General features: G+C 42.5%; 22 protein-coding genes and 1 tRNA gene. 15 read left to right on the top strand and 8 right to left on the bottom strand.

The features are described from left to right. The first annotated feature begins 85 nt into the window (after nucleotides 1-85). From F894_RS05955 to F894_RS05945, 3 genes are all read left to right on the top strand, one after another. Nucleotides 86-1,345 (top strand): putative DNA modification/repair radical SAM protein, encoded by a 1,260-nt coding sequence (locus F894_RS05955; protein ID WP_005246706.1) that lies wholly within the window; start codon nucleotides 86-88, stop codon nucleotides 1,343-1,345. Then, entirely contained in the window at nucleotides 1,345-2,124 is a 780-nt protein-coding gene (locus F894_RS05950; protein ID WP_005246704.1) for a TIGR03915 family putative DNA repair protein, read from the top strand. Before F894_RS05955 ends, F894_RS05950 begins: the two co-directional genes overlap by 1 nt. Nucleotides 2,125-2,187: 63 nt before the next feature. Further along, nucleotides 2,188-2,697 (top strand): hypothetical protein, encoded by a 510-nt coding sequence (locus tag F894_RS05945; RefSeq protein ID WP_004646660.1) that lies wholly within the window; start codon nucleotides 2,188-2,190, stop codon nucleotides 2,695-2,697. Nucleotides 2,698-2,750: 53 nt separating this feature from the next. On the opposite strand, the gene F894_RS05940 is transcribed toward F894_RS05945, so the two are convergent. From F894_RS05940 to metK, 3 genes are all read right to left on the bottom strand, one after another. Continuing rightward, complete coding sequence (locus tag F894_RS05940) at nucleotides 2,751-3,962, bottom strand: YeeE/YedE family protein (RefSeq protein WP_005246702.1); 1,212 nt, start codon at nucleotides 3,960-3,962, stop codon at nucleotides 2,751-2,753. 268 nt (nucleotides 3,963-4,230) lie between these two features. Continuing rightward, a complete protein-coding gene (locus tag F894_RS05935) occupies nucleotides 4,231-4,575 on the bottom strand; it encodes a hypothetical protein (protein ID WP_005104359.1) in 345 nt (114 codons plus the stop codon). 332 nt (nucleotides 4,576-4,907) lie between these two features. Beyond that, nucleotides 4,908-6,074 carry a methionine adenosyltransferase gene (gene metK, locus F894_RS05930; RefSeq protein WP_005246700.1) on the bottom strand — a complete coding sequence of 389 codons (1,167 nt, stop codon included), beginning with the start codon at nucleotides 6,072-6,074 and terminating at the stop codon, nucleotides 4,908-4,910. Between the two features lie 473 nt (nucleotides 6,075-6,547). Between metK and F894_RS05920 the strand changes: the two genes are divergently transcribed. From F894_RS05920 to F894_RS05900, 5 genes are all read left to right on the top strand, one after another. After that, nucleotides 6,548-6,931 (top strand): pilin, encoded by a 384-nt coding sequence (locus tag F894_RS05920; protein WP_005246698.1) that lies wholly within the window; start codon nucleotides 6,548-6,550, stop codon nucleotides 6,929-6,931. 446 nt (nucleotides 6,932-7,377) lie between these two features. Next, complete coding sequence (gene tkt / locus F894_RS05915) at nucleotides 7,378-9,366, top strand: transketolase (protein WP_005246697.1); 1,989 nt, start codon at nucleotides 7,378-7,380, stop codon at nucleotides 9,364-9,366. 134 nt (nucleotides 9,367-9,500) lie between these two features. After that, nucleotides 9,501-9,716 (top strand): hypothetical protein, encoded by a 216-nt coding sequence (locus tag F894_RS05910; protein WP_005246695.1) that lies wholly within the window; start codon nucleotides 9,501-9,503, stop codon nucleotides 9,714-9,716. A 175-nt stretch (nucleotides 9,717-9,891) separates the two neighbouring features. Continuing rightward, on the top strand, nucleotides 9,892-10,347 hold the full coding sequence (locus F894_RS05905) for a GNAT family N-acetyltransferase (protein WP_004646668.1): 456 nt from the start codon (nucleotides 9,892-9,894) through the stop codon (nucleotides 10,345-10,347). Nucleotides 10,348-10,477: 130 nt separating this feature from the next. After that, nucleotides 10,478-11,065 carry a YceI family protein gene (locus F894_RS05900; RefSeq protein WP_004646669.1) on the top strand — a complete coding sequence of 196 codons (588 nt, stop codon included), beginning with the start codon at nucleotides 10,478-10,480 and terminating at the stop codon, nucleotides 11,063-11,065. Nucleotides 11,066-11,112: 47 nt separating this feature from the next. Here the strand turns inward: F894_RS05900 and F894_RS05895 are convergent, their stop codons facing one another. Further along, entirely contained in the window at nucleotides 11,113-11,829 is a 717-nt protein-coding gene (locus F894_RS05895; protein ID WP_005246691.1) for a glutamine amidotransferase, read from the bottom strand. Nucleotides 11,830-12,068: 239 nt separating this feature from the next. Here F894_RS05895 and yfcF point away from each other — a divergent pair, with 239 nt between their 5' ends. Then, nucleotides 12,069-12,710, top strand: coding sequence for a glutathione transferase (yfcF, locus tag F894_RS05890; RefSeq protein ID WP_005246689.1), 642 nt, complete (start codon nucleotides 12,069-12,071; stop codon nucleotides 12,708-12,710). A gap of 130 nt (nucleotides 12,711-12,840) precedes the next feature. Then, nucleotides 12,841-13,782, top strand: coding sequence for a cation diffusion facilitator family transporter (locus F894_RS05885; RefSeq protein ID WP_005246688.1), 942 nt, complete (start codon nucleotides 12,841-12,843; stop codon nucleotides 13,780-13,782). A gap of 31 nt (nucleotides 13,783-13,813) precedes the next feature. Here F894_RS05885 and F894_RS05880 read toward each other — a convergent pair whose 3' ends face one another. The 4 genes from F894_RS05880 to cysS all read right to left on the bottom strand — a co-directional run bounded on the left by F894_RS05880 (nucleotide 13,814) and on the right by cysS (nucleotide 17,424). Beyond that, nucleotides 13,814-14,791, bottom strand: a complete 978-nt coding sequence (locus F894_RS05880) for a fatty acid desaturase family protein (RefSeq protein ID WP_005246686.1) — start codon at nucleotides 14,789-14,791, stop codon at nucleotides 13,814-13,816. 93 nt (nucleotides 14,792-14,884) lie between these two features. Further along, nucleotides 14,885-15,673, bottom strand: a complete 789-nt coding sequence (locus tag F894_RS05875) for a hypothetical protein (RefSeq protein ID WP_005246684.1) — start codon at nucleotides 15,671-15,673, stop codon at nucleotides 14,885-14,887. A 191-nt stretch (nucleotides 15,674-15,864) separates the two neighbouring features. Next, nucleotides 15,865-15,940 (bottom strand) — tRNA-Gly (locus F894_RS05870). Between the two features lie 62 nt (nucleotides 15,941-16,002). Further along, nucleotides 16,003-17,424: a cysteine--tRNA ligase gene (gene cysS / locus F894_RS05865; protein WP_005246681.1), complete on the bottom strand. Its 1,422-nt coding sequence runs from the start codon at nucleotides 17,422-17,424 to the stop codon at nucleotides 16,003-16,005. A gap of 432 nt (nucleotides 17,425-17,856) precedes the next feature. On the opposite strand from cysS, the gene F894_RS05860 reads away from it, so the two are divergent. Genes F894_RS05860 through lptB form a run of 5 tightly spaced genes read left to right on the top strand, consistent with a single transcriptional unit; the run spans nucleotide 17,857 to nucleotide 21,318 of the window. After that, entirely contained in the window at nucleotides 17,857-18,900 is a 1,044-nt protein-coding gene (locus F894_RS05860) for a KpsF/GutQ family sugar-phosphate isomerase (protein ID WP_005246679.1), read from the top strand. Nucleotides 18,901-18,903: 3 nt separating this feature from the next. Continuing rightward, complete coding sequence (locus F894_RS05855; RefSeq protein ID WP_004279958.1) at nucleotides 18,904-19,443, top strand: KdsC family phosphatase; 540 nt, start codon at nucleotides 18,904-18,906, stop codon at nucleotides 19,441-19,443. Nucleotides 19,444-19,476: 33 nt separating this feature from the next. After that, a complete protein-coding gene (lptC, locus tag F894_RS05850) occupies nucleotides 19,477-20,025 on the top strand; it encodes an LPS export ABC transporter periplasmic protein LptC (protein ID WP_005246677.1) in 549 nt (182 codons plus the stop codon). Then, nucleotides 20,009-20,575 carry a lipopolysaccharide transport periplasmic protein LptA gene (gene lptA / locus F894_RS05845; RefSeq protein WP_004646679.1) on the top strand — a complete coding sequence of 189 codons (567 nt, stop codon included), beginning with the start codon at nucleotides 20,009-20,011 and terminating at the stop codon, nucleotides 20,573-20,575. Before lptC ends, lptA begins: the two co-directional genes overlap by 17 nt. Continuing rightward, nucleotides 20,575-21,318, top strand: a complete 744-nt coding sequence (lptB, locus tag F894_RS05840) for an LPS export ABC transporter ATP-binding protein (RefSeq protein ID WP_005107230.1) — start codon at nucleotides 20,575-20,577, stop codon at nucleotides 21,316-21,318. Before lptA ends, lptB begins: the two co-directional genes overlap by 1 nt. Nucleotides 21,319-21,514: the final 196 nt, after the last annotated feature.

Genomic DNA, 21,514 nt, shown 5'->3' with positions numbered 1-21,514 from the left:
GCTACGTCGCCAAGAAGATAGAACTTTTATTAGCCTAGAATTGAACACTTTATAATAGCTTTTTGGTCACATATTCTCTGAGCTCATGTCTGATCGTATCCGTGAAAAACTGCAAATTTTAGCCGATGCTGCCAAGTATGATGTGTCTTGTTCATCTAGTGGTAGCAACCGTAAAAATAAAGACAAGGGTGTGGGCAATACCGGGAATGGTATCTGTCATAGTTATACCGAAGATGGCCGCTGTGTGTCCTTATTGAAAATTCTGTTCTCTAATGTCTGTATTTTTGACTGTTCCTATTGTGTTTCGCGCCGTTCCAATGACGTCCAGCGTGCAGCATTTACCGTGCAGGAAGTCGTCGATCTGACCATGAATTTTTATCGGCGTAATTATATTGAGGGGCTGTTTCTCAGTTCGGGAATTTTTAAATCGGCCGATCACACCATGGAACGGATGCTACAGGTGGTCAAAAAACTTAGACTCGAAGAAAACTTTAATGGCTATATCCATCTGAAAACTATTCCGGGTGCATCACAGGAGATCATTACCGAAGCCGGACTGTATGTCGACCGTATGAGTATTAATCTTGAAATGCCGACGGAAGCGGGACTGCAAAAATTTGCGCCTGAGAAAACCCATGCCGAAGTACAAAAAGACTTGGGCATTGTACGCGACCGATTGATCCAGCTCAAAGATGAACGCAAGCTGATCAAGTCAGTCCCCAAGTTTGTACCTGCCGGACAAACCACACAGATGGTGGTGGGCGCGCATAGTGAAACCGATCAGGATATTATTTTGATGGCTGATCGGCATTACAAGGAATTCAAGCTGAAAAGGGTGTATTTCTCTGGTTATATCCCGATTAATCCTGAAGATAAAGCCTTACCCGCCATCGGTTCAGCACCGCCATTATTAAGAGAAAATAGTCTGTATCAATCTGACTGGCTGATGCGTTTTTATGGCTTTGCTGCTGATGAAATTGTCGATGATCAGCATCCGAATCTGGAGCTGGAGATTGATCCTAAACTCAGTTGGGCCTTGCGTCATCCTGAAGCCTTTCCAGTCGATATTAACCGTGCCGACTATAAAATGATTCTACGGGTACCCGGTATAGGTGTACGTTCTGCCCAGAAAATTGTACAGGCCCGCCGTTTTGGACAGATTCATATTGACCAGCTAAAACGCATGGGCGTGGCTTATAACCGGGCGCAGCATTTTATCCGCTGTGCAGATACACCGAAATTTAAGAAAGATCAGCAGTCCCATCAGATTCGCCAGCAAATTTTGATGTCAGGACAATCCAAATATCAGCAGCAACTTTCACCTCAATTAGGATTTGGTTTCTAGTGGCAAGTTACTGTTTTGATGGCAGCATGACTGGTCTGCTCAGTTGTGTATTTCGTGCTTTCGAGTTTAAAGAATTTAACGTGATAGTGACGGCCAATCCTCAAGTACAAACAGGTTTATTTGATGAATTTATCCATGTGGCCGCGAATGATCAGCATGGGCAGCGGGTGTGGCAGGGATTAAAGCAGAAAGTATCTTCCAGCAGTTTGCGTGCTTTTTACTATACCTTTTTGTCAGAGCAGGAAGCAGCGTTCCAGACTCTTTTTGATTTTGCAGTCTATGTCTTTCAAAACCAGCGTCCAGTCGATAAAGATTATGGTCATGCTGCGGTGATCGGCATGTCGCAATGGGCCAAGCAAGTGGGACGGGAAAAGCATCGCATGGAGGCTTTCGTGCGCTTTAAAAAAGCCAAAGATGGCTTGTTTCTAAGTCTGGTCAGACCGGACTTTAATGTCTTGCCGATTATTTCCCGACATTTTCAGGAGCGTTATCAGGATCAAAGCTGGCTGATTTATGATGAGCAGCGTAATTACGGTATTTATTATAATTTAAGGCAAATGCATCAGGTCGAGATGAACGCTGAAATAATTGATCCACAAATCCGGATTGGTCATAGTCAGTCATTCAGTATTGAACTGGATGATCAAGAGCTGCTATATGATCAGCTCTGGAAAGACTATTTTAACAGTGTGAGTATTCAGGCGCGCAAGAACATGAAATTGCATATTCAATATGTGCCAAAGCGCTACTGGCGTTATATGAATGAGAAATTACTTTAAACAGTACATCAAGCTGCTTTCAGGCATAATAAGCATTGGTATATTTAAATTGAGTGTATAAACATGAAGGTATGGCTAACGTCATTAGCGCTGCTCACTGGATTAACTGCATGTTCGGAACAACCACAAAAACCGGTCGTAGATCCAGCCAAATATCAGGTTCAGACCGCACAGGAACTGCAGCAACGTTTTGATGCACTCAATGTCCAGTTAGCCCAAGACTTTCAGAAATTTAAGAAAGTCGAAAGCATTGCTTTCGCACACCAGTTTCCTTTAGATGTCAATAATCTGCAAAGCTTGAACCAGCATCTCGTTAGCAGTACCGCATTAAAACCTAGTAAAATCGCCTATTGCGATATGATGAATAGTTATTTTGCCGATATGTTCCGTTTGGGACATTACAATCTGGAACTGGTCGATGACATTAAATTGCCCAATGCCAAGAATGAAAATTTAAAAGCTAATTTCTCTGATGCTGATCATTTTTATACCTTTATTCTGGATCGTTATACGACTTATCGTCAGGTTCAGCAGACCATGGGTTATGGCTGTAATTTAAAAGCTGCGCTGTAAATCCTAAAGCCAGAAAAAAGCCCATCACAGATGGGCTTTTTTGATTTTAAGCATTAGCAACCAGTCAGTTTTTCAGGCTGCGGTTTTTCATTCGGGAAGAAAATCGGACGAAGTTTTACCCCGATCCCATTACCAATAAAAGCGAAGACCAGCCATAACCAGCCATGCAGACTACCCGACGCAATTCCACTGAAATATGCACCGATATTACAACCGTAGGCCAGGCGTGCGCCATAGCCCAGCATTATGCCACCTATAACAGCAGCAATCAGTGAACGTTTTGGAATATTGAAATTCGGCGCAAATTTACCTGCCAAACTTGCTGCCAACAAAGCACCCAGCATGATACCGAAGTTCATCATTGAGGTAATATCAAACCATAATGATTCTGCCAGTGCTTTAGCATTGCCTGCTTTTTGCCAATAATCCCAAGAAGCTACATCAACACCCACAAGCGTAGCACCTTTGGCACCCCAAACAGCGAGTGCAGAGGTCACGCCCCAAGGACGACCTGCCAGTGCCAAAGTGGCAAAGTTGAGTAAGGTCAGAATAATCCCGCCCCAAATCAGAGGCCATGGACCACGAACAAAGCGCTTCCAGCCCTGATATTCACTGCGTGGCTCAATTTCCAGGCTGCCATGACGTTTCTTTTCGAAATAAACAGTTGCCGCAGCAATGATGGCAAAAACGATAAAGCTCAACAGTAATCCAGGGAGAACGCCTAAACTTTCTACCAGTGAAATCGGTTCAAGATGTGGCAGAGCAAACCACCAGTCAAGGTGCGAGGTCGCAATCACAGATCCGATACAGAAGAACAAGAGTGTCACCAGCATACGTGCGCTACCGCCACCTACAGTATACAACGTACCTGATGCACAGCCGCCACCAAGTTGCATGCCGATACCGAAAATAAAGGCACCAATCATGACTGACATGGAAACAGGATTAACGTTACCTTTAACTGGGTTGCCGAATAATTCACCTGCACCTAAAGCTGGGAAAAACAGCAGGACGGCCAAAGCAAGCATAATCATTTGTGCACGTAAACTACGGCCGCGACGTTCCTTGATAAAGACACGCCAGCTCGAAGTAAAACCAAATGAAGCATGGTACAAGGTCATGCCCAGTGCACCACCAACCAAAAATAATAGGGCCTGATTTAAGCCTACGATTTGATAGGCACCGATTGTACCTATGATAAGCAAGATAAAAGCTACCCAGACCGAAATATTCGACCGTTGGGAAGCAGCAACAATGACTGACATGGGAGATTAAATTTTAAAAATAAAGGCTGGTATTCTACTGAATTTCAGTTTAAATGCAGCCCGTTTTGCCGATTCAATCACAACTAAGTCATTCTAATACTTGATAAGTTTTATCAATTTATTTGATTTTATCGAATCATTTAGATAAAAAAATGATCCCATCAAGAAATAATGCAATTTCAATTTAGATCATTCGATATTTAAAACCATCTCTGATAAGAAAAAGCCTGCAATCGCAGGCTTTTAAACATCAAACTGACTGCTAAAATCAGTTTTCAGCTTTTTCCCGAACTTCTCCGGCACCTTCTTCAACTGCCGCTGCAGTTGCTGCAGTTGCTTTACGTGCTGCTTCCGCAGTGGCATCTGCTGCTCTAGACGTTGCAGCAGCTGCTTCGTCCGCTGCCTGAGCAGTATTTTCTGCGGCATTATCCATCGCTCGTTCGGTTTCTACCGCAGCCTCACGGCTGGCATCTTCCATATCATGACCAGCTTGATTGGCTGCATTTTCTAAATGCTCACCTGTGGTTGCACCGGTTTCAGGTGCTTCTTCTTTACTACAGCCGACTAAGGCAACAGTGGTCGCCAAACCTAAAGCAATTAGTAATTTATTCATCGAGTAATATCCTTTTGTTGTTGTAGAGCTGCAATCTAATTTAGCAGCCATTTATTTAGATTTATGCTAGCAAATAGATCAACATTTGTTGATTAACTGTAACTTTTTTCGATACTTATACTGTAATGGCTCAGTCGGAAGTTGTTTTAAGTTTCATGGAATAGCGATATTCAAAGAGAGGGGAGTTTCAAAAGTATCATTCAAAAGTCAGGTTATAGTATGAAGCTTGGCATTTAAATATTTGTCATCATGAGCCAGAGGTAATTTTAAGGATGAAAAAATAAAAGACATCAAAAAAGCCCGCATGATGCAGGCTTTTTTTTAAGAAAAACTTATAGACCAGCAGAGGCTTTAAGCGCTTCCACTTTGTCAGTTTTTTCCCAGGTAAAGGCAGTATCAGAACCTTCACGACCGAAGTGACCATAAGCAGCAGTTTGCTTATACATCGGCTGGATCAGGTCAAGCATACGGGTAATGCCATATGGACGTAAGTCGAAATGTTCACGAACCAGTGCAATAATCAATTCTTCAGAGACTTTTGCAGTATTGAAGGTATTGATTGAAATTGAAGTTGGCTCAGCAACACCAATTGCATAAGACACCTGAATTTCACACTTGTCAGCCAGGCCAGCAGCAACGATGTTTTTCGCCACATAACGACCTGCGTACGCAGCAGAACGGTCAACTTTAGATGGATCTTTACCAGAGAAAGCACCACCGCCGTGACGTGCCATACCACCGTAGGTATCTACGATAATTTTACGGCCTGTCAAACCACAGTCACCCACAGGACCACCGATCACAAACATACCCGTTGGGTTGATGTGGAATTTGGTGTCGGCATGGAACATGTCAGCAGGAATGATTTTTTTCACGATTTCTTCAATCACAGCTTCTTTCAGGTTCGCTTGCGTGATTTCAGGATCATGTTGAGTCGAAAGGACTACGGCATCTAAACGTACTGGCACACCATTTTCATAAGCAAAAGTGACCTGACTTTTGGCATCTGGGCGTAACCATGGCAACGTACCATCACGACGTAATTCAGCCTGTTTTTCCATAAGACGATGAGCATATGAAATCGGGGCAGGCATCAGTACATCAGTTTCACGGCTTGCATAACCGAACATCAGTCCTTGGTCACCGGCACCCTGATCTTCAGGTTTCTGGCGGTCGACACCCTGAGCAATTTCAGGTGACTGTTTACCAATCATGTTGATCACGGCACAGGTTGAACCATCAAAGCCAAGATCAGAATGGTGATAACCAATTCCGTTTACGGTATGACGTACAATTGCCTCAAAATCAACATTTGCTGTCGTTGTGATTTCACCGGCAAGTACAACCGCACCTGTTTTTACAAGCGTTTCACAAGCAACCCGTGCATATGGGTCTTCTTTTAAGATTGCATCCAAAATAGCGTCACTGATTTGGTCAGCCATTTTATCTGGATGGCCTTCGCTTACAGATTCCGAAGTAAATACAGCGTACTCGCGCATAGTCCTATCACAGTTAATTTTAAAGACCCGATATGTTACATCGAGTTGCGCTCTAGGACTAGCTTAACACGACAAAATTGGTCGAAATTGTTTCAAATTATTGTGTTTTTAATTGATTAATAGAATTAAAAAAATTGATATGTCTATTTAGACAGCATTATTGATTGGAGAATATGAAGCAACAATATTTTAATCCCTCAGACTCTCATAAAATTAAATGCTTAGATTTCCGATTAAATCTTAAAAAAATAGACGATAGAAAAAATACAAAGCTCAAAATTCAAAATTTACTTAAGCAAGTGATCATTACATCAATAAAGCAGATTCAGGTTGTGCGCCTTGCGACCAAATGTCTTGTTGATGTTCAAGCGTGTCTTCATATTAGCGCTAAGTCTTCCACATTAGCCGTTTAGGAATGGCGATATCTTTTGCTATGGACTTCTTGGAGCAAGACTGTACGGAGATCAGAAATCATGTATCAAAAGGCATTTACCCTGATTGAAGTGCTGATCGTGCTCATCATTATCGTGATTTTAGTGACAATGGCTTTTATGAGTTATCAAGCTTATATCGTGCGGAATCAATTGGCCGAAGTGTTTGAGCAGGCTGGAGCATATCGAACTCAGTTTATTGCTTCGGATCAGCACTGTGATGCCGGACGCCAGATTGGTGGGCATGGTCAATATATCGAAAAAGTGATCATTAATGCTGCATGCCGGATAGAGTTCAAGATACGAGAGCAGGGAGTAGATGCTGCGATTCGCGGGAAATCGGTTGCTTTTGACGTTCATAGTGGCAAATGTTACTCCACTGATATTCAGCAGCGCTATTTGCCTAAAGACTGTCAGGGACAATAAGTCTACCGAGGTTGGAAATTAGCCTAAGCAAATTAGATTTTCACCTGTATATCAAACAATCCTGCCAATATTTTATAAAATTTAATACAAATTACATTATGAATAGATCAGAGAGTCATATAAATTTTCTTCAAAAATAATAGTGTGAGACATATGAAATAGAAACAAAATCAGCATAAATTCAATCCTGTTTATCAGCTTGGAATCCAGATACAGAAACTAAAGTCGCTTTTGAAATGAAGGATAATTCAATCTGAAAACCAGTAGAGCGAATCAAAGCCGAAGAAGAAATGTGGAATAATTGTACGATAAGGCAAGAGACACTCAATAAACTGATAAATATTGTTGGTTAGTCTTTACCCCTCGCTGTTTTTTTAAGACAATAGACAGCAGTTTTGAAAGTCTTTTCATCATTTCCTATTTCTGAATATTTTGGACTCTGATTTATGACAACCCCGCTTAATGAACGTCGTATTGCAAACGCAATTCGTGTATTGGCAATGGATGCTGTGCAAAAAGCAAACTCAGGACATCCAGGTGCTCCAATGGGGATGGCAGATATCGCTGATGTGGTTTGGCGTGAATTCATGAACCATAACCCGACCAACCCGAATTGGGCAAACCGTGACCGTTTTGTATTATCAAATGGCCATGGCTCTATGCTTCAATATGCGCTTCTTCATTTAACGGGCTACGATCTTTCAATTGAAGATCTAAAAGCATTCCGTCAACTTCATTCTAAAACACCTGGTCACCCAGAATTGGGCTATGCGCCAGGAATTGAAACGACGACTGGTCCTTTAGGTCAAGGCATCGCGAATGCTGTTGGTTTTGCGCTGGCTGAAAAAACCCTAGCTGCACAATTTAACAAAGACGACATCCAAGTTGTAGATCACTTCACTTACTGCTTCCTTGGCGATGGCTGTTTGATGGAAGGTGTTTCTCACGAAGCATGTTCTTTGGCAGGAACATTGGGTCTGGGCAAACTGATTGCTTACTATGACGACAATGGCATCTCGATTGATGGCGAAGTGGAAGGCTGGTTCTCTGACGATACAGAACAACGCTTCCTGGCATACGGCTGGCAAGTGATTAAAGTTGATGGTCACGATGCAGATGCAATCCGTCAGGCAACTGTTGAGGCGAAAGCTGAAACTGCTAAACCAACCATCATTATCTGTAAAACCGTGATTGGTTTGGGTTCACCAAACAAGCAAGGTAAAGAAGACAGTCATGGTGCACCACTCGGTCATGACGAAATCGTGTTGACTCGTGAAGCACTAGGCTGGACTGACGAAGCATTTGTGATTCCTGAAGATGTGTATGCAGCTTGGGATGCGAAAGCTAAAGGTGCTGAATCAGAAGCAGCTTGGAACGAAACATTTGCTGCTTATGCTGCAAAATATCCAACTGAAGCAGCTGAGCTTAAACGTCGTTTATCTGGTGAATTACCGGCTGACTTCGTTGCAAAAGCGGATGCCTATATTGCAGAAGTGAATGCCAAAGCTGAAACGATTGCGACGCGTAAAGCCAGCCAAAATGCATTACAAGCACTTGTTCCATTATTGCCAGAAGTTCTAGGTGGTTCTGCGGATCTTGCAGGTTCTAACCTGACCCTTTGGAAAGGCGCGCAAGGCGTACAGGACAATCCGGCAGGTAACTATGTACACTATGGCGTACGTGAATTCGGTATGACTGCAATCGCGAATGGTGTTGCACTGCATGGCGGTTTTATCCCTTACGTAGCAACATTCCTAATGTTTATGGAATATGCACGTAATGCCGTACGTATGTCTGCATTGATGAAACAGCGCGTGATCCATGTGTATACGCATGACTCAATTGGTCTAGGTGAAGATGGTCCAACGCATCAACCTGTTGAGCAGATCGCATCCCTTCGTGGTACACCAAACCTAAATACATGGCGCCCATGTGATACCGTTGAAGCAGCAATTTCTTGGAAATCTGCATTAACGCGTGCTGAAGGTCCAACCGCATTGATCTTCTCTCGTCAGAACTTGCCATTCCAAACCCGTACTCAAGCTCAAATTGAGAACGCTGCGAAAGGTGGCTATGTATTGGCTGAAGAAAAAGGCGAATTGAAAGCCATCATCATTGCAACTGGTTCTGAAGTATCTCTGGCAATGGAAGCTTATGCACAGCTTGAAGGCGTGCGTGTCGTGTCTATGCCATGTGCTGAAGAATTCATGAAGCAAGATGCAGCTTATCGTGAAGCGGTTCTTCCATCAAATATTCGTGCACGTGTTGCTGTTGAGGCTGCACATGTTGATTACTGGTGGAAATTTGTGGGTCTTGATGGTCGCGTAATCGGTATGACAACGTATGGCGAATCTGCACCTGCAAAAGATCTGTTCCAGTTCTTCGGTATTACTACTGAAGCAGTTGTAGCAGCTATAAAAGAGATTACTGCATAATCAACTGATTAAGCAGTTTTTTAAAAGACGCTCCATTTTTGGGGCGTCTTTTATTTTTTCGCTTTTTAGCGTTGTTTTCATGTGGCAACTGTTAGAAGGTTCTCCCATAGTCGAAATGAAAGAGTGAGATGAACATGAGCTTGTATGAACAAATTAACGATGAAATTATTTTAATGGATGCAGGCGAACTCAAGTGGATCGGACAGGAGTTAGCTCTTGAAGCGATGGTTGCAGTTGATTTAATGCTGCAAGAATTAGCCGAAGAAAAGGTCATTAAAGTGCGTCGTAAAAATCATGAAAAGACGACTGGCCTAAAACAGGTTGATCGTATTCTGGTTGAAAAACTTTAAACATAAAGCATGAAAAGTCCCTGATTGGGGCTTTTTTTATGCCGGATGATTTTCATCTGACAGGTTGCTTATGAGCACCAGATGAGATAAAGCTAAGTTTAGGCCGCTATAAAAATTCAGCGACCACTATCGAAACGACTTAAATTAAAGAAATAAGCCAAAGAAGCGGTTAAACATGAATATACAGCCCCAGATCCAGATCAAATCTCTAGAGCAAATATCACAGCCGGAATGGCTATTTTTATGGCAAGACTATCAACGCTTTTATCAGACGCAAATTTCGGATGAGGTGAGTGAAAATACCTGGGATAAATTAACCAATTATGAATTAGATTCAATATACGGTTTTGCGGCCTTGATTGATGGAAAGGTCGTTGGGATGGTGCATGTCATCGAACATAACAGTAGCTGGACAGTAAGACCTTATGCCTATTTGCAGGATCTATTTACCCATCCTGACTATCGGGGAAAGGGTGTGGCGCGTAAGTTGATTCAACATGTCTATCAGGTTGCACAGCAGCGTAATTGCGACCGGGTTTACTGGCTGACTCAGGAATCAAATCATCAGGCACAAGCGTTGTATAACAAAGTCGCCAAGAAAACTGGATTCATCCAGTACCGTATGGATTAAAGCTCAAAAATTAAAAAAAATAACTTACAATTTTATCGTTTCATCACTGCAACAAAACGTTTTATCTTTAGGGCTGTAAACGGTTCCAGATTCTATACACTTAATAACATCCAAAACGTGAGATAAAAACATGAATTTCAAAACATTAGCATTAGGCTTGGCGGTCGCATCTGTAGCAACAGTTTCTATGGCAAAACCAGTGGCCTATACGATTGACCCGACTCATTCAGCAACGGTGTTCTCTTGGAGCCACTTTGGTTTCTCTACACCATCTGCAAACTTCAGTGACATCCAGGGTACGATTAATGTTGATAATGCAAAACCTGCGAATTCTTCGGTCAATGTGAACATCCCGGTTGCAAGCATTAATACGAATGTGAAAGCGCTGGATGACCATATTAAGACAGCAGAATTTTTTGATGCTGCCAAATATCCGAATATCACTTTTAAAAGTACTAAAGTTCAGGCTTTAGGCAAAAACAAATACAAAATCACCGGTAACTTAACCGTAAAAGATGTCACTAAACCTGTGGTACTGGACGCAGTTTTAAATAAACAAGGCGTGCACCCAATGACAAAATTACAAACGATTGGTTTCAATGCAACCACTTCATTTAACCGTTCAGCCTTTGGGGTAGGCGGTTATGTTCCAAATGTGGGCGATAAAATTACAGTGAACATTACTACCGAGGCTTCTGTTCCTGCTCCGAAAAAATAAGCATGACAAATTAAAAAAGCACCCAACTGGGTGCTTTTTTATTACGGTTATTTAAGTTGCAAGTTTTCTAAATAATGCAGCAATACCGAACTGGCGGCCTGTTCAAGCGCGGGCGCATAGCTTTGATGATCCGCCCGTAAGGCGGGAATATTGATCTGGGCTTTGCGTAACTCACAGGTATGTCCAATCAGCCATTTCTCTAAACTTTCACTGGCCACTTCAGCATGGAATTGTAGTGCCAGAATATTCTGTCCTACCCGAAAAGCCTGATTTGGATAAAGGTCAGAACTGGCCAGTAATTCTGCCTGTTCAGGTAGGTCAAAGGTATCACCATGCCAATGCAGGACGTCGATATCTTCCAGAGCTTTTAGTGGGTTATTTTCAATAGAAGCAAGACTGAGCTTAGACCAGTCAATTTCCTTCACATCTCCTGGATAGACTTTAGCATTCAATGCAGCAGCAATTAACTGCGCACCTAAACAAATGCCTAAAGTCGGTAAATTCTTTTCAAGTCGAACTTTAAGTAAGTCTATTTCGTGTTGTAAAAAAGGATAATCCTCAGTTTCATAGACTGCAATCGGGCCACCGAGAATAACGGTTAATCCGGGATGTTCAAAAGCCTTAGTGAGATCATCAATACCAGCTTCGAAATAACGCACACGTAAGCCGAGCTGATAAAAAATATCTTCCCAAGCGCCTAAGTCTTCAAAAGCCAGATGTTGAATGGCATACACGGTATCGGGGAGGTGGGCTAAGTTCAGCATAGTTTTTTGATATCAAGAGAATGATTTAATTTAACGTGAATCAAGAGCAAAATAAAAGGCTTTATCTACCGATCCTGTGCAAAATAGAAAATAATGAATATCGCTTCGCTATCGGCAACTGTATAAACATTTTTGTGTGATCGCTACATGAAGTGGGTCATTTTCCTTTTGTATAGGAAAGAGAGTAGAGTAAGACTGCCGTACTGAATAAAAACAACAAGCCTATCAGGAACAAGGATATGCAAAATATACGTTTATATGTCGATAAAAATAGAATCAGCCCTTATGCCATGTCGGTCTATGTTGCCTTAAAAGAAAAGGGTTTAGATTTTCAGGAAATCGTGATTGATTTAGATCAGCAGCAACAGAAATCTGCGGCTTATCAAGCCATTTGCCCAAGTGCTAAAGTTCCGTGTTTAACGCTAGATCATTTTAGTCTGTTTGAATCATGGGCAATCACTGAATACTTGGAGGATGTCTTTCCAGCACCTAATTATCCGGCATTATATCCAAAGGAAATTCAGGCCAGAGCCAAATGTCGCGCCCTACAAGCCTTGGTCAAAACCGATTTTATGCAAATCCGCCAGCAAATGCCTTCTGATTCGGTATTTCATCCAGCAAAAATATCTACACCTCTTACAGCTCCGATCACTAAAGAAATTCAGCGCTTGGTGAATGTGGCAGAACATATGCTGGAGGACATATGGTTGACTGAACACTGGTCCATTGCAGACTTTGATTTGGCCTTTATGTTGCATCGTCTGCTGAGTCATCAGGTGAAACTTCCTGTGAAAATAATAGAATATGTCGAGCGTAATTTTAAGCGTGCTTCGGTACAGGCGTGGCTGGCAGAGCATGAAAAAGCTAAAACTTTAATTTAATGCCGACTGATAAAACAGTTCATAAAAAACCTACTTAAATAGATAAAATTCAAGCGTAATATGAATCAGAAGAAAACTTGAAAAGATGCTGAGGATACATCCTCATTGAATAAGAAGGAAGGAGTGGCCGGTGGGGAATTCACATCATCATGAACATAGTCATGTCGCCGTGACTGCAAAAAATGCCAAAAAATTATCAATAGCGTTGGCATTAACCACGACTTTTTTAATTGTGGAAGTGATTGCTGGTTTTCTAACTCAAAGTTTGGCCTTACTTTCTGATGCTGCGCATATGTTTACCGATGCTGCTGCATTGGCTATTGCTTTAGTCGCTATCAAAATTGGACAAAAACCGGCAGACAATAAACGGACATTTGGTTATCAGCGTTTTGAAATTCTGGCTGCCCTGTTTAATGCCTTAATGCTATTTGTGGTTGCGATTTATATTTTGTTTGAAGCTTATCAGCGTTTGAGTCATCCGCCGGAAATCCAGAGCTTGGGCATGATGAGCGTGGCCACCTTGGGGCTAATCATTAATCTGATTTCCATGAAAATTCTGGTATCCAGCAGTCAGGAAAGCCTCAATGTCAAAGGCGCTTATCTGGAAGTGCTGAGTGATGCGTTGGGATCTGTAGGCGTGATTATTGGAGCGCTAGTGATTTATTTCACCGGCTGGATGTGGATAGATACACTCATTGCAGTATTAATCGGATTTTGGGTATTGCCAAGAACCTGGGTTTTGCTGAAACAGAGCATCAATATTCTGCTTGAAGGTGTGCCGGAGGAAATTGATATTGAAAAATTACGTCACGATCTCTTGGCGCTTGACGGGGTCCAGGATATTCATCAGCTCAAGGTCTGGGCGATTACTTCCAAAAAAGTCATGCTGACCGTGCATCTGGTTGCGCCGAATGTGGATTATCGGAAACTGCGTCATAAAGCTTTCGAGATGCTCCACCATGAGCATCATATTACCGAGATGACCTTGCAGATCGAAGCGGAAGATTGTCCGCCGGAACATCGGGGACAATCCTCACATCAGCACTCACATGCCGAAAGCCATCAGCATTAAAATTGAATAGTCTTAACAGCAGAAATATTTTTTATTTTTTTAAAAGTGAGCGAATCACATTCAGATAACTTGGTGGAGCATCGACATACTGACGCTCCCTTAACATCTGGTGCATTCTCGCCAGCTTTTGATGCGGAACAGAGGCCATTAAATGATGTTCGATATGATAATTCACATGAATTGGCGCAACCAAAGCACGTGCCAGCCAACCTGCACGGGTCGTTCGGGTATTGCTAAGGGCAGAATGACTGGTTTCTAATCCGGCATGTTCAGCCATGGCGCGGATGCGGATGAACAAAGGAAATGGAGTGATATAGGCAAGAGGCCATAATAAATACAGTTTAGGATGTCCGCTGGCCCACAGTGCAGAAAAAATTGCTGCATTTGAGATGAGCATACCGGAACTATTTTTCAGCAGATTCTTTGCTAACTCTAAATTGCTGCGATCACCACGCGGAATTGGCTTGGGGTCATTGGAAACACTCCATTCCAATAATTCCAGATCCATTAATACTCGACCAGCGAGAAATTTAAAGCCAGATTGCCCATTCAGGTCACGGAAGAATTTCCTGAATAGTGAGCTTTGCGTAATAGGAAAGTTTTTTACCAAGCCCAAGTCAGGATCATCTGGCTGCAAGGTTTTAGCGTGATGTTTCAGATGGTAAGGACGATACTTGCTGACATCATTCCAGATTGGGCGTGCACAGAGCCAGTCAGTCAAATGAGTGTTCAACCATTTGGTCTTGAACAGGCTATGATGCGAAGCATCATGCATCAAAATAGCCAGCGCAAGCTGGCGTCCAGCAAGAATGGCCAATGCCAGCGCGCACATCAGGACTTTTCCCCACGTAGGTAAATATTCCCAGCTATAGGCTACCGTGCCAAAGGTCATAACAATTATGGTCCATGTCGAACCTACTGCCCAAGCGCCCTGCAAGTCTGAGGTCGTGGTGAGTTCTTTAATTTCATCACGACTAAAAAGTTCTGTGACACTGACCTTGCTGTTCATTCTTCTGCCTATATTTAGTTCTTATTGCTGTATTCAATATATTTGGATGAAATATTACAGTCAATTTATTTTTGTGTATAAAAAAGAAATAAATTAGACCCCTTGGTCTTTAAAATAGTGTTGCCATAAAAGTTGACCTTGTTTTTCTATTTTGCGGACTGCGAGCTCAAATTGTTGTCGAGCATCGGTGTTTATCCATTCTGCAGGAAGCAAAGGATCAGCACGTAAACTAAATAAGGCTGATTTACCTAGATAAAAGGCACTTTTTGCAGCATCTGCTAAAGTCAGATTTTGGTAATTTTCAAACCAGTCGTTAATATCATGCTGTACTTGATGATAGGTCTGATGTAGCTCTTCGATATCCCATAAATCACGAACTTCGGCTTCACTTTCCAGTTGACTGACTTGGAAAAAACGTGCGTCAGGATCTAATCCAAACTGGATTACAGCTGTTTTTAATGGACTTAGGTTTAGCGTTAAATTATCGGGACGAATAAAAACATTTTGCTCTAGTTCCTGAAAGCCATAATAACGCAGCGCTTTTTCCCTTTTAGATAATGCTGTACGGTCTACACGCCCCAAAGTACCGGTATAGACCAATACATATTTTCCATTCCATATGGTCGCCGTTTGCATATCAGGGTGTTTGTTTAAGCTGATAAAAGAAGTATCAAATTTTTTCTCTAGCAATTGATACACGCCGCGCTCTATAGCTTGAATGACATTTTCCTGATTTAATCGAGCCACAGCGACACGGATACCATTGTCAGATATACCCAATAATTCAGCAGCAGCTAATATGCGCTTAATAGACAGGGTTGAGTTTTTAGAGGCATATAAAAGATCTAGAATTAGATGACGAGCATTTAATTTATAAGTCATGAAACGATATCGTTATGAAAGGGATTGAAAGTTTTAAAGTTTATTCACAATAGCACTTTGTCATGAATAAACCAAAAAATTGTCAGGGTAAAAAAGGATGAATAAGTGATTTGAGATATGCATTTTATTAATAAATTTTTTACAAACACAATAAAAAAACCCTTATCTTTCGATAAGGGTTTTTCGAATTCTGGAGCGGGAAAGGAGACTCGAACTCCCGACCCCAACCTTGGCAAGGTTATGCTCTACCAACTGAGCTATTCCCGCAATGAGGTGAATTATAGAGAATTCTACAGCAGTGTCAACTCTCTATAAATCTGTTTGATTAATTAATCAGCACGGCGCCAAACTGTACCTTGACGGGTATCCTCAAGAACAACACCTTGATCAAGTAAAGATTGACGGATTTCGTCTGCGTGTGCGAATTCTTTGGCTTTCTTGGCATCCTGACGCTGTTGAATCAAATCTTCAATTTGTTCAGGTGATAGTACCAATGCTTCCTGACCAATGTCAGACTTGAGGAACTCTTCTACGTCTTGCCGTACCAGACCGAGAATATTGGTCAGGTAACGCAAAGTTGCATAATAAATCGCTGCCTGTTCTGCATTTTCTTCTTTCACCGCACGATTCAGCTCTTTATTGATTTCGAACAATACCGCAATCGCTTCAGGCGTATTGAAATCATCACGCATAGCGGTATTAAAGCGTTCAACTAAAGCCTCATCCAGAGTTTCAATCAGATGATCACCATAAACCGCCTGATAGGTTTTAAATGAGTGATAGAAACGAGACAAGGTATTTTTTGCTTCTTTTAAGGCAACATCCGAGTAATTCACCGGGCTACGATAGTGTGAAGACACAATAAAATAACGTACCACTTCCGGATGGAATTTTTCAATCACGTCGCGAATGGTGAAGAAATTGCCTAAAGACTTCGACATTTTCTCGCCATCGACATTAATAAATCCGGCATGCATCCAGTAATTGACATACTGTTCGCCAGTAGATGCTTCAGATTGTGCAATTTCATTTTCATGGTGCGGGAAGGTCAGATCAGCACCGCCGCCATGAATATCGAAATGATTGCCTAGGCAGCAGGTCGACATTGCTGAACATTCAATATGCCAGCCTGGACGGCCATTGCCCCAAGGTGATGCCCATGACGGTTCATTTTCCTTGGCATGTTTCCAGAGGACAAAGTCAAACGGGTGTTTCTTTTCAACTTCGACGTCGACACGTTCAGACGCACCCGCTTGCATATCTTCCAGTTTACGGCCAGAAAGACGACCGTATTTGGCGAATTTTTCGACCTCAAAGTAGACATCACCATTATTGGAAGGATAAGCCGTACCTTTGTTGACCAGGTTGCCGATCATATCTTGCATTTGATCGATGTAATCTGTCGCTTTAGGTGCAACATCAGGTGCAAGGCAGCCCAGTTTGGCAAAGTCTTCATTCATCGCATCAATAAAGCGACCTGTTAATTCTGAGATACTTTCGCCATTTTCATTGGCACGTTTAATAATTTTGTCGTCAATATCCGTAATATTGCGCACATATTTGACCTTCCAGCCTTGGCTACGCAGGAAACGGATAATATAGTCAAATGCAACCACTGTACGTGCATGTCCAATATGACAGTAGTCATAAACCGTCATACCACAGACATACAGATCAATTTGACCTTCAACACGAGGTACGAATTCTACTTTTTTGCGTTGCTCTGAGTTATATAGAACAAATGGTTGCATAGCTGTTCAAAAGACTTCAAATAAAAGGATGAATCATCTTAACCTAAGCATAATTATTCATAAAGATAAAAGCGTAAAAAGCCTCAGTTATTTAGGGGAGTTAGGCGACGAGAGCGATTTATAAAGAAGAGGTTCAGGAAGTGAAATGGCGATATTGAGCTTACATTTTCAGAGACAGTATCCGTCAGGGTAATTGAGTTAAATTGAAATGAGGATGATTTAGTATGAATCCCATTCATTGAGACGAGAGTGAGGATATTCTAATAAAAAATAAAAATAAGCACATTCTACAGTTTTAAAAATGGAGTGAATGTAGAGGCGGAGATACCAGATTGCGCAAGTTGAATACAATCTGAATATATTAAAAATCCGTCGAATCTTCTACATTTAGAAAGCTTACAATTGCATAGCTATGCTAAAATTGCGAAAATTATGCCCATCAAACCAGAGTTTTTCTCTGTCCTTAGCGTAGGTAAACAGGCTTTGAATCCACAAAAAACAGCGAATCAACTAGATTTCCAGAAAGTCGCACTTGAAACACTGCGCATCGAAGAAAATGCACTACAGATTTTAGCAACACAGATTGATGACCGTTTTAGCCGGGCATGTGAAATTATTCTACAGTGTACTGGCCGTCTGGTGATTACCGGAATGGGCAAGTCAGGTCATATTGGCCGTAAAATGGCGGCGACCTTTGCTTCGACCGGAACTCCCTCATTCTTTATGCATCCAGGTGAAGCTGGTCATGGCGACTTGGGTATGCTGGTGGCTGGTGATGTGCTGATTGCAATTTCAAACTCGGGCAAGAGTGATGAAATCATGATGCTGATGCCACTCATCAAACATCTGGAAATTCCGCTGATTACAATCAGTGGTGATGATCGTGGTCCAATGCCACAAAATGCTGATGTGGCTTTGACGCTGGGTAATATTCAGGAGGCTTGTCCACTGGGTTTAGCGCCGACATCGTCAACGACGGCAACATTGGCTTTGGGTGATGCTTTAGCGGTGGCTTTACTGGATGCTCGCGGCTTTACCTCGGATGATTTTGCACGCTCACATCCTGCAGGTGCGCTGGGTAAGCGTCTGTTATTGCATGTGAAGCATCTGATGCGTACTGGAGCCGATTTGCCGAAAGTCTCGCCTGATACCGCCATGAATATAGTATTGTACGAAATTTCCAACAAGCGCTTGGGCTTAACCACAGTCGTCGATGAAAATGATGTGTTGCTGGGGATTTTTACCGATGGTGACTTGCGTCGCTTGATTGATAAGCAGCAAGGTTTTGATGTCAATCTGGCTATTCAGGACGTGATGACCAAAAATCCGTTGACCATTTCTCAGGAAGCACGTGCAGTGGTCGCACTGGAACGTATGAATGAACATAAAATTAATCAATTTGTAGTTGTTGATGATGCCAATAAAGTCATTGGCGTGATTAGTATGCATGACCTGATTCAGGCTGGGGTAAATTAATAAATGGCATCTTATGTATTATTAGAGCAGGCACGTCATATTGCAGCACTGGTGCTTGATGTAGATGGTATTTTAAGTGATGGCTTTGTAACGCTGACCAATACTGGCGATGAGATCAAATCCTTTGATATTCGTGATGGTCTGGGCATGAAACTGGTTCAACAAGCAGGAATCAAGGTGATTATTATCACCGGACGTAAAAGCAATATCGTAGAAAAGCGTATGTCGGATCTGGGTGTTGATCTGGTCTATCAGGGCCGTGAAGACAAAGGTACAGCACTTCGTGAAGCCTGTGCACAGCTTAACATTGATCCTGAAGATTGCCTGTATATGGGCGATGACTGGCCTGATCTGTCTGCGTTCGCCATTGCCGGCATGAAAGTGACCGTACCTAATGGTCATGTCGAAGTTCGCCGCCGTGCCGATCTCGTGACTCAGGCACAGGGTGGACGTGGTGCGGTGCGTGAAATCTGCGATATGCTGTTAATGTCCAAAGGCATGTACCAAGAGTTACTTGAAAAATATACTCGTGCGCCTTATTAATAAGTCATATCTTTTGGATTAAGTACACCGCTTATGGATACTAAAGTTTTATATATTACGGCTGTGATTATTGCCGCAATAAGTGGTGGTTATTACTATTACAGCGGCAAGGGCAACAAGCTGCAGGCAGATTCTGCGCGCAGCATGACCTATTCCGCTCAAAATATTAACTTAACTCAGACGGATGAAGCAGGTCAGGTGTCGGTTCGTGCCCAAGTGGACCGACTCGAGCAGAACCTGCAGCTAGAAACCTCAAAGCTGGAAAATCTGCGAGCATCGACTTATGACAATGGTAAAGTCGATGCGACTTTCTTTGCCAAAATGGCGCATGGTTATGATGACAATACAAAAGTTGTACTTTCTCAAGAAGTGCTCGCCACCAAAATCATGCAAAATGGGAAAATGCGGTTTCGTACTGAAGAACTGACCGCTTTTCCGAAAACACGTGAAATTGAAACAGACAAGACAGTGATTGTGGAATCTCCACAGGCTGAATTCGTCAGCCAGGGTCTTAAAGCCAATCTTAATGATGGTCAATACGAATTCTTTAATATTCGAGGAAAGTATGAACCAAACTCCTAAAGCCAAAATGATGCACACTTTCCTGAAGCGTATGACGCTGGCGACTGTGGTTGGACTCGGTTCAATCGCTGCTTTTGCACTGCCATCTGACCGTAACCAGCCAATCACTTTGCTGGCTGACCGGGCGACTTTCAATGAGCGGACGGGTGTGACGACGTATTCGGGCAACGTTATCATTGAACAGGGCACCATGAAGCTGCAAGCCAATTCGATTGTGGCCAATCTGAACAATAAGCGCCAGATCAGCCTGATTACAGCGACAGGCAGCCCGGCACAGTTCCAGCAAAAAGTGGATCCGGCCAAAGGTCTTGCCAAAGGTCAGGCGCAGAAAATTGTCTACAATGCTGAAACCGGGATTATTACCTTGTCAGGTAATGCCTTCCTGCAACAGGACGGTGCCAGTATTCGTGGTGCGACTTTAAAATACAGCATGAACAAAGGTGATATCGAAGCTACCGGAACACCAAATAAAACCGGTTCATCATCTGGCCGCGTACAAATCGTGATTCCACCATCTAGTTCAACATCCTTCCCGGGAGCGCGTGATTAATGGAGCAATCGCAGCAGGTTCAAACCTTAACCATTAAGCATCTGGCGAAAAATTATAATAAACGCTGGGTAGTGAAAGATGTGTCGTTCAGCATGGAGAGTGGCCAGATTGTTGGGTTACTGGGACCAAATGGTGCCGGTAAAACCACCAGTTTTTATATGGTGGTTGGTCTGGTGCGGATGGATAAGGGAGAAATCTATCTCGATGATCTGGATCTTTCCGACCTCGCAATGCATGAACGGGCACGTAAGGGAATTGGTTATTTGCCGCAGGAAGCTTCGATTTTCCGAAAACTGACAATTTCCGAAAATATTATGGCGATTCTGGAAACCCGTAAAGATATGACCAAGGCACAACGTCAGCAACGTCTGGCGGAGCTATTGGCAGACTTTAAAATCACCCATATCAAAGATTCTTTGGGCATGAGCGTATCTGGTGGGGAGCGACGTCGTGCCGAGATTGCGCGTGCACTCGCGGCTGATCCAAAATTTATGCTACTCGATGAACCTTTTGCCGGTGTCGATCCGATTTCGGTCGGAGATATTAAGGATATTATTACGAACTTGAAAGATCGCGGAATTGGGGTGCTGATTACCGATCATAACGTGCGTGAAACGCTGGCGATTTGTGAGCATGCTTATATTGTCAGTGAAGGCGCATTGCTTGCTGAAGGCACACCAGAAGAAATTCTGGCGAATGAGACCGTGAGAAAAGTTTATCTGGGTGATGATTTCACTGTTTAAATAATCCTGCTTTATATAAAAACCCTGCATCAGACGCCAGTTGTCGGATGCAGGGTTTTTTTTGATCAAATCAAAGTGAAAAAGATTTCTTTTAAAGGGATTTGATATATGGTTAGGCTAAAACAAGAAACATTACATAATTATACGATTTAGGGCAGAACACTTTAAAAAAAATCAGGGGAAAACAGATCAAAAA

The organism is Acinetobacter sp. CIP 51.11 (assembly GCF_000369665.1).
In the GTDB taxonomy this organism is placed as follows: domain Bacteria; phylum Pseudomonadota; class Gammaproteobacteria; order Pseudomonadales; family Moraxellaceae; genus Acinetobacter; species Acinetobacter lwoffii_S.
Note: the sequence above shows the minus strand (reverse complement) of the source record. Positions and strands in the feature narration are given on the sequence as shown.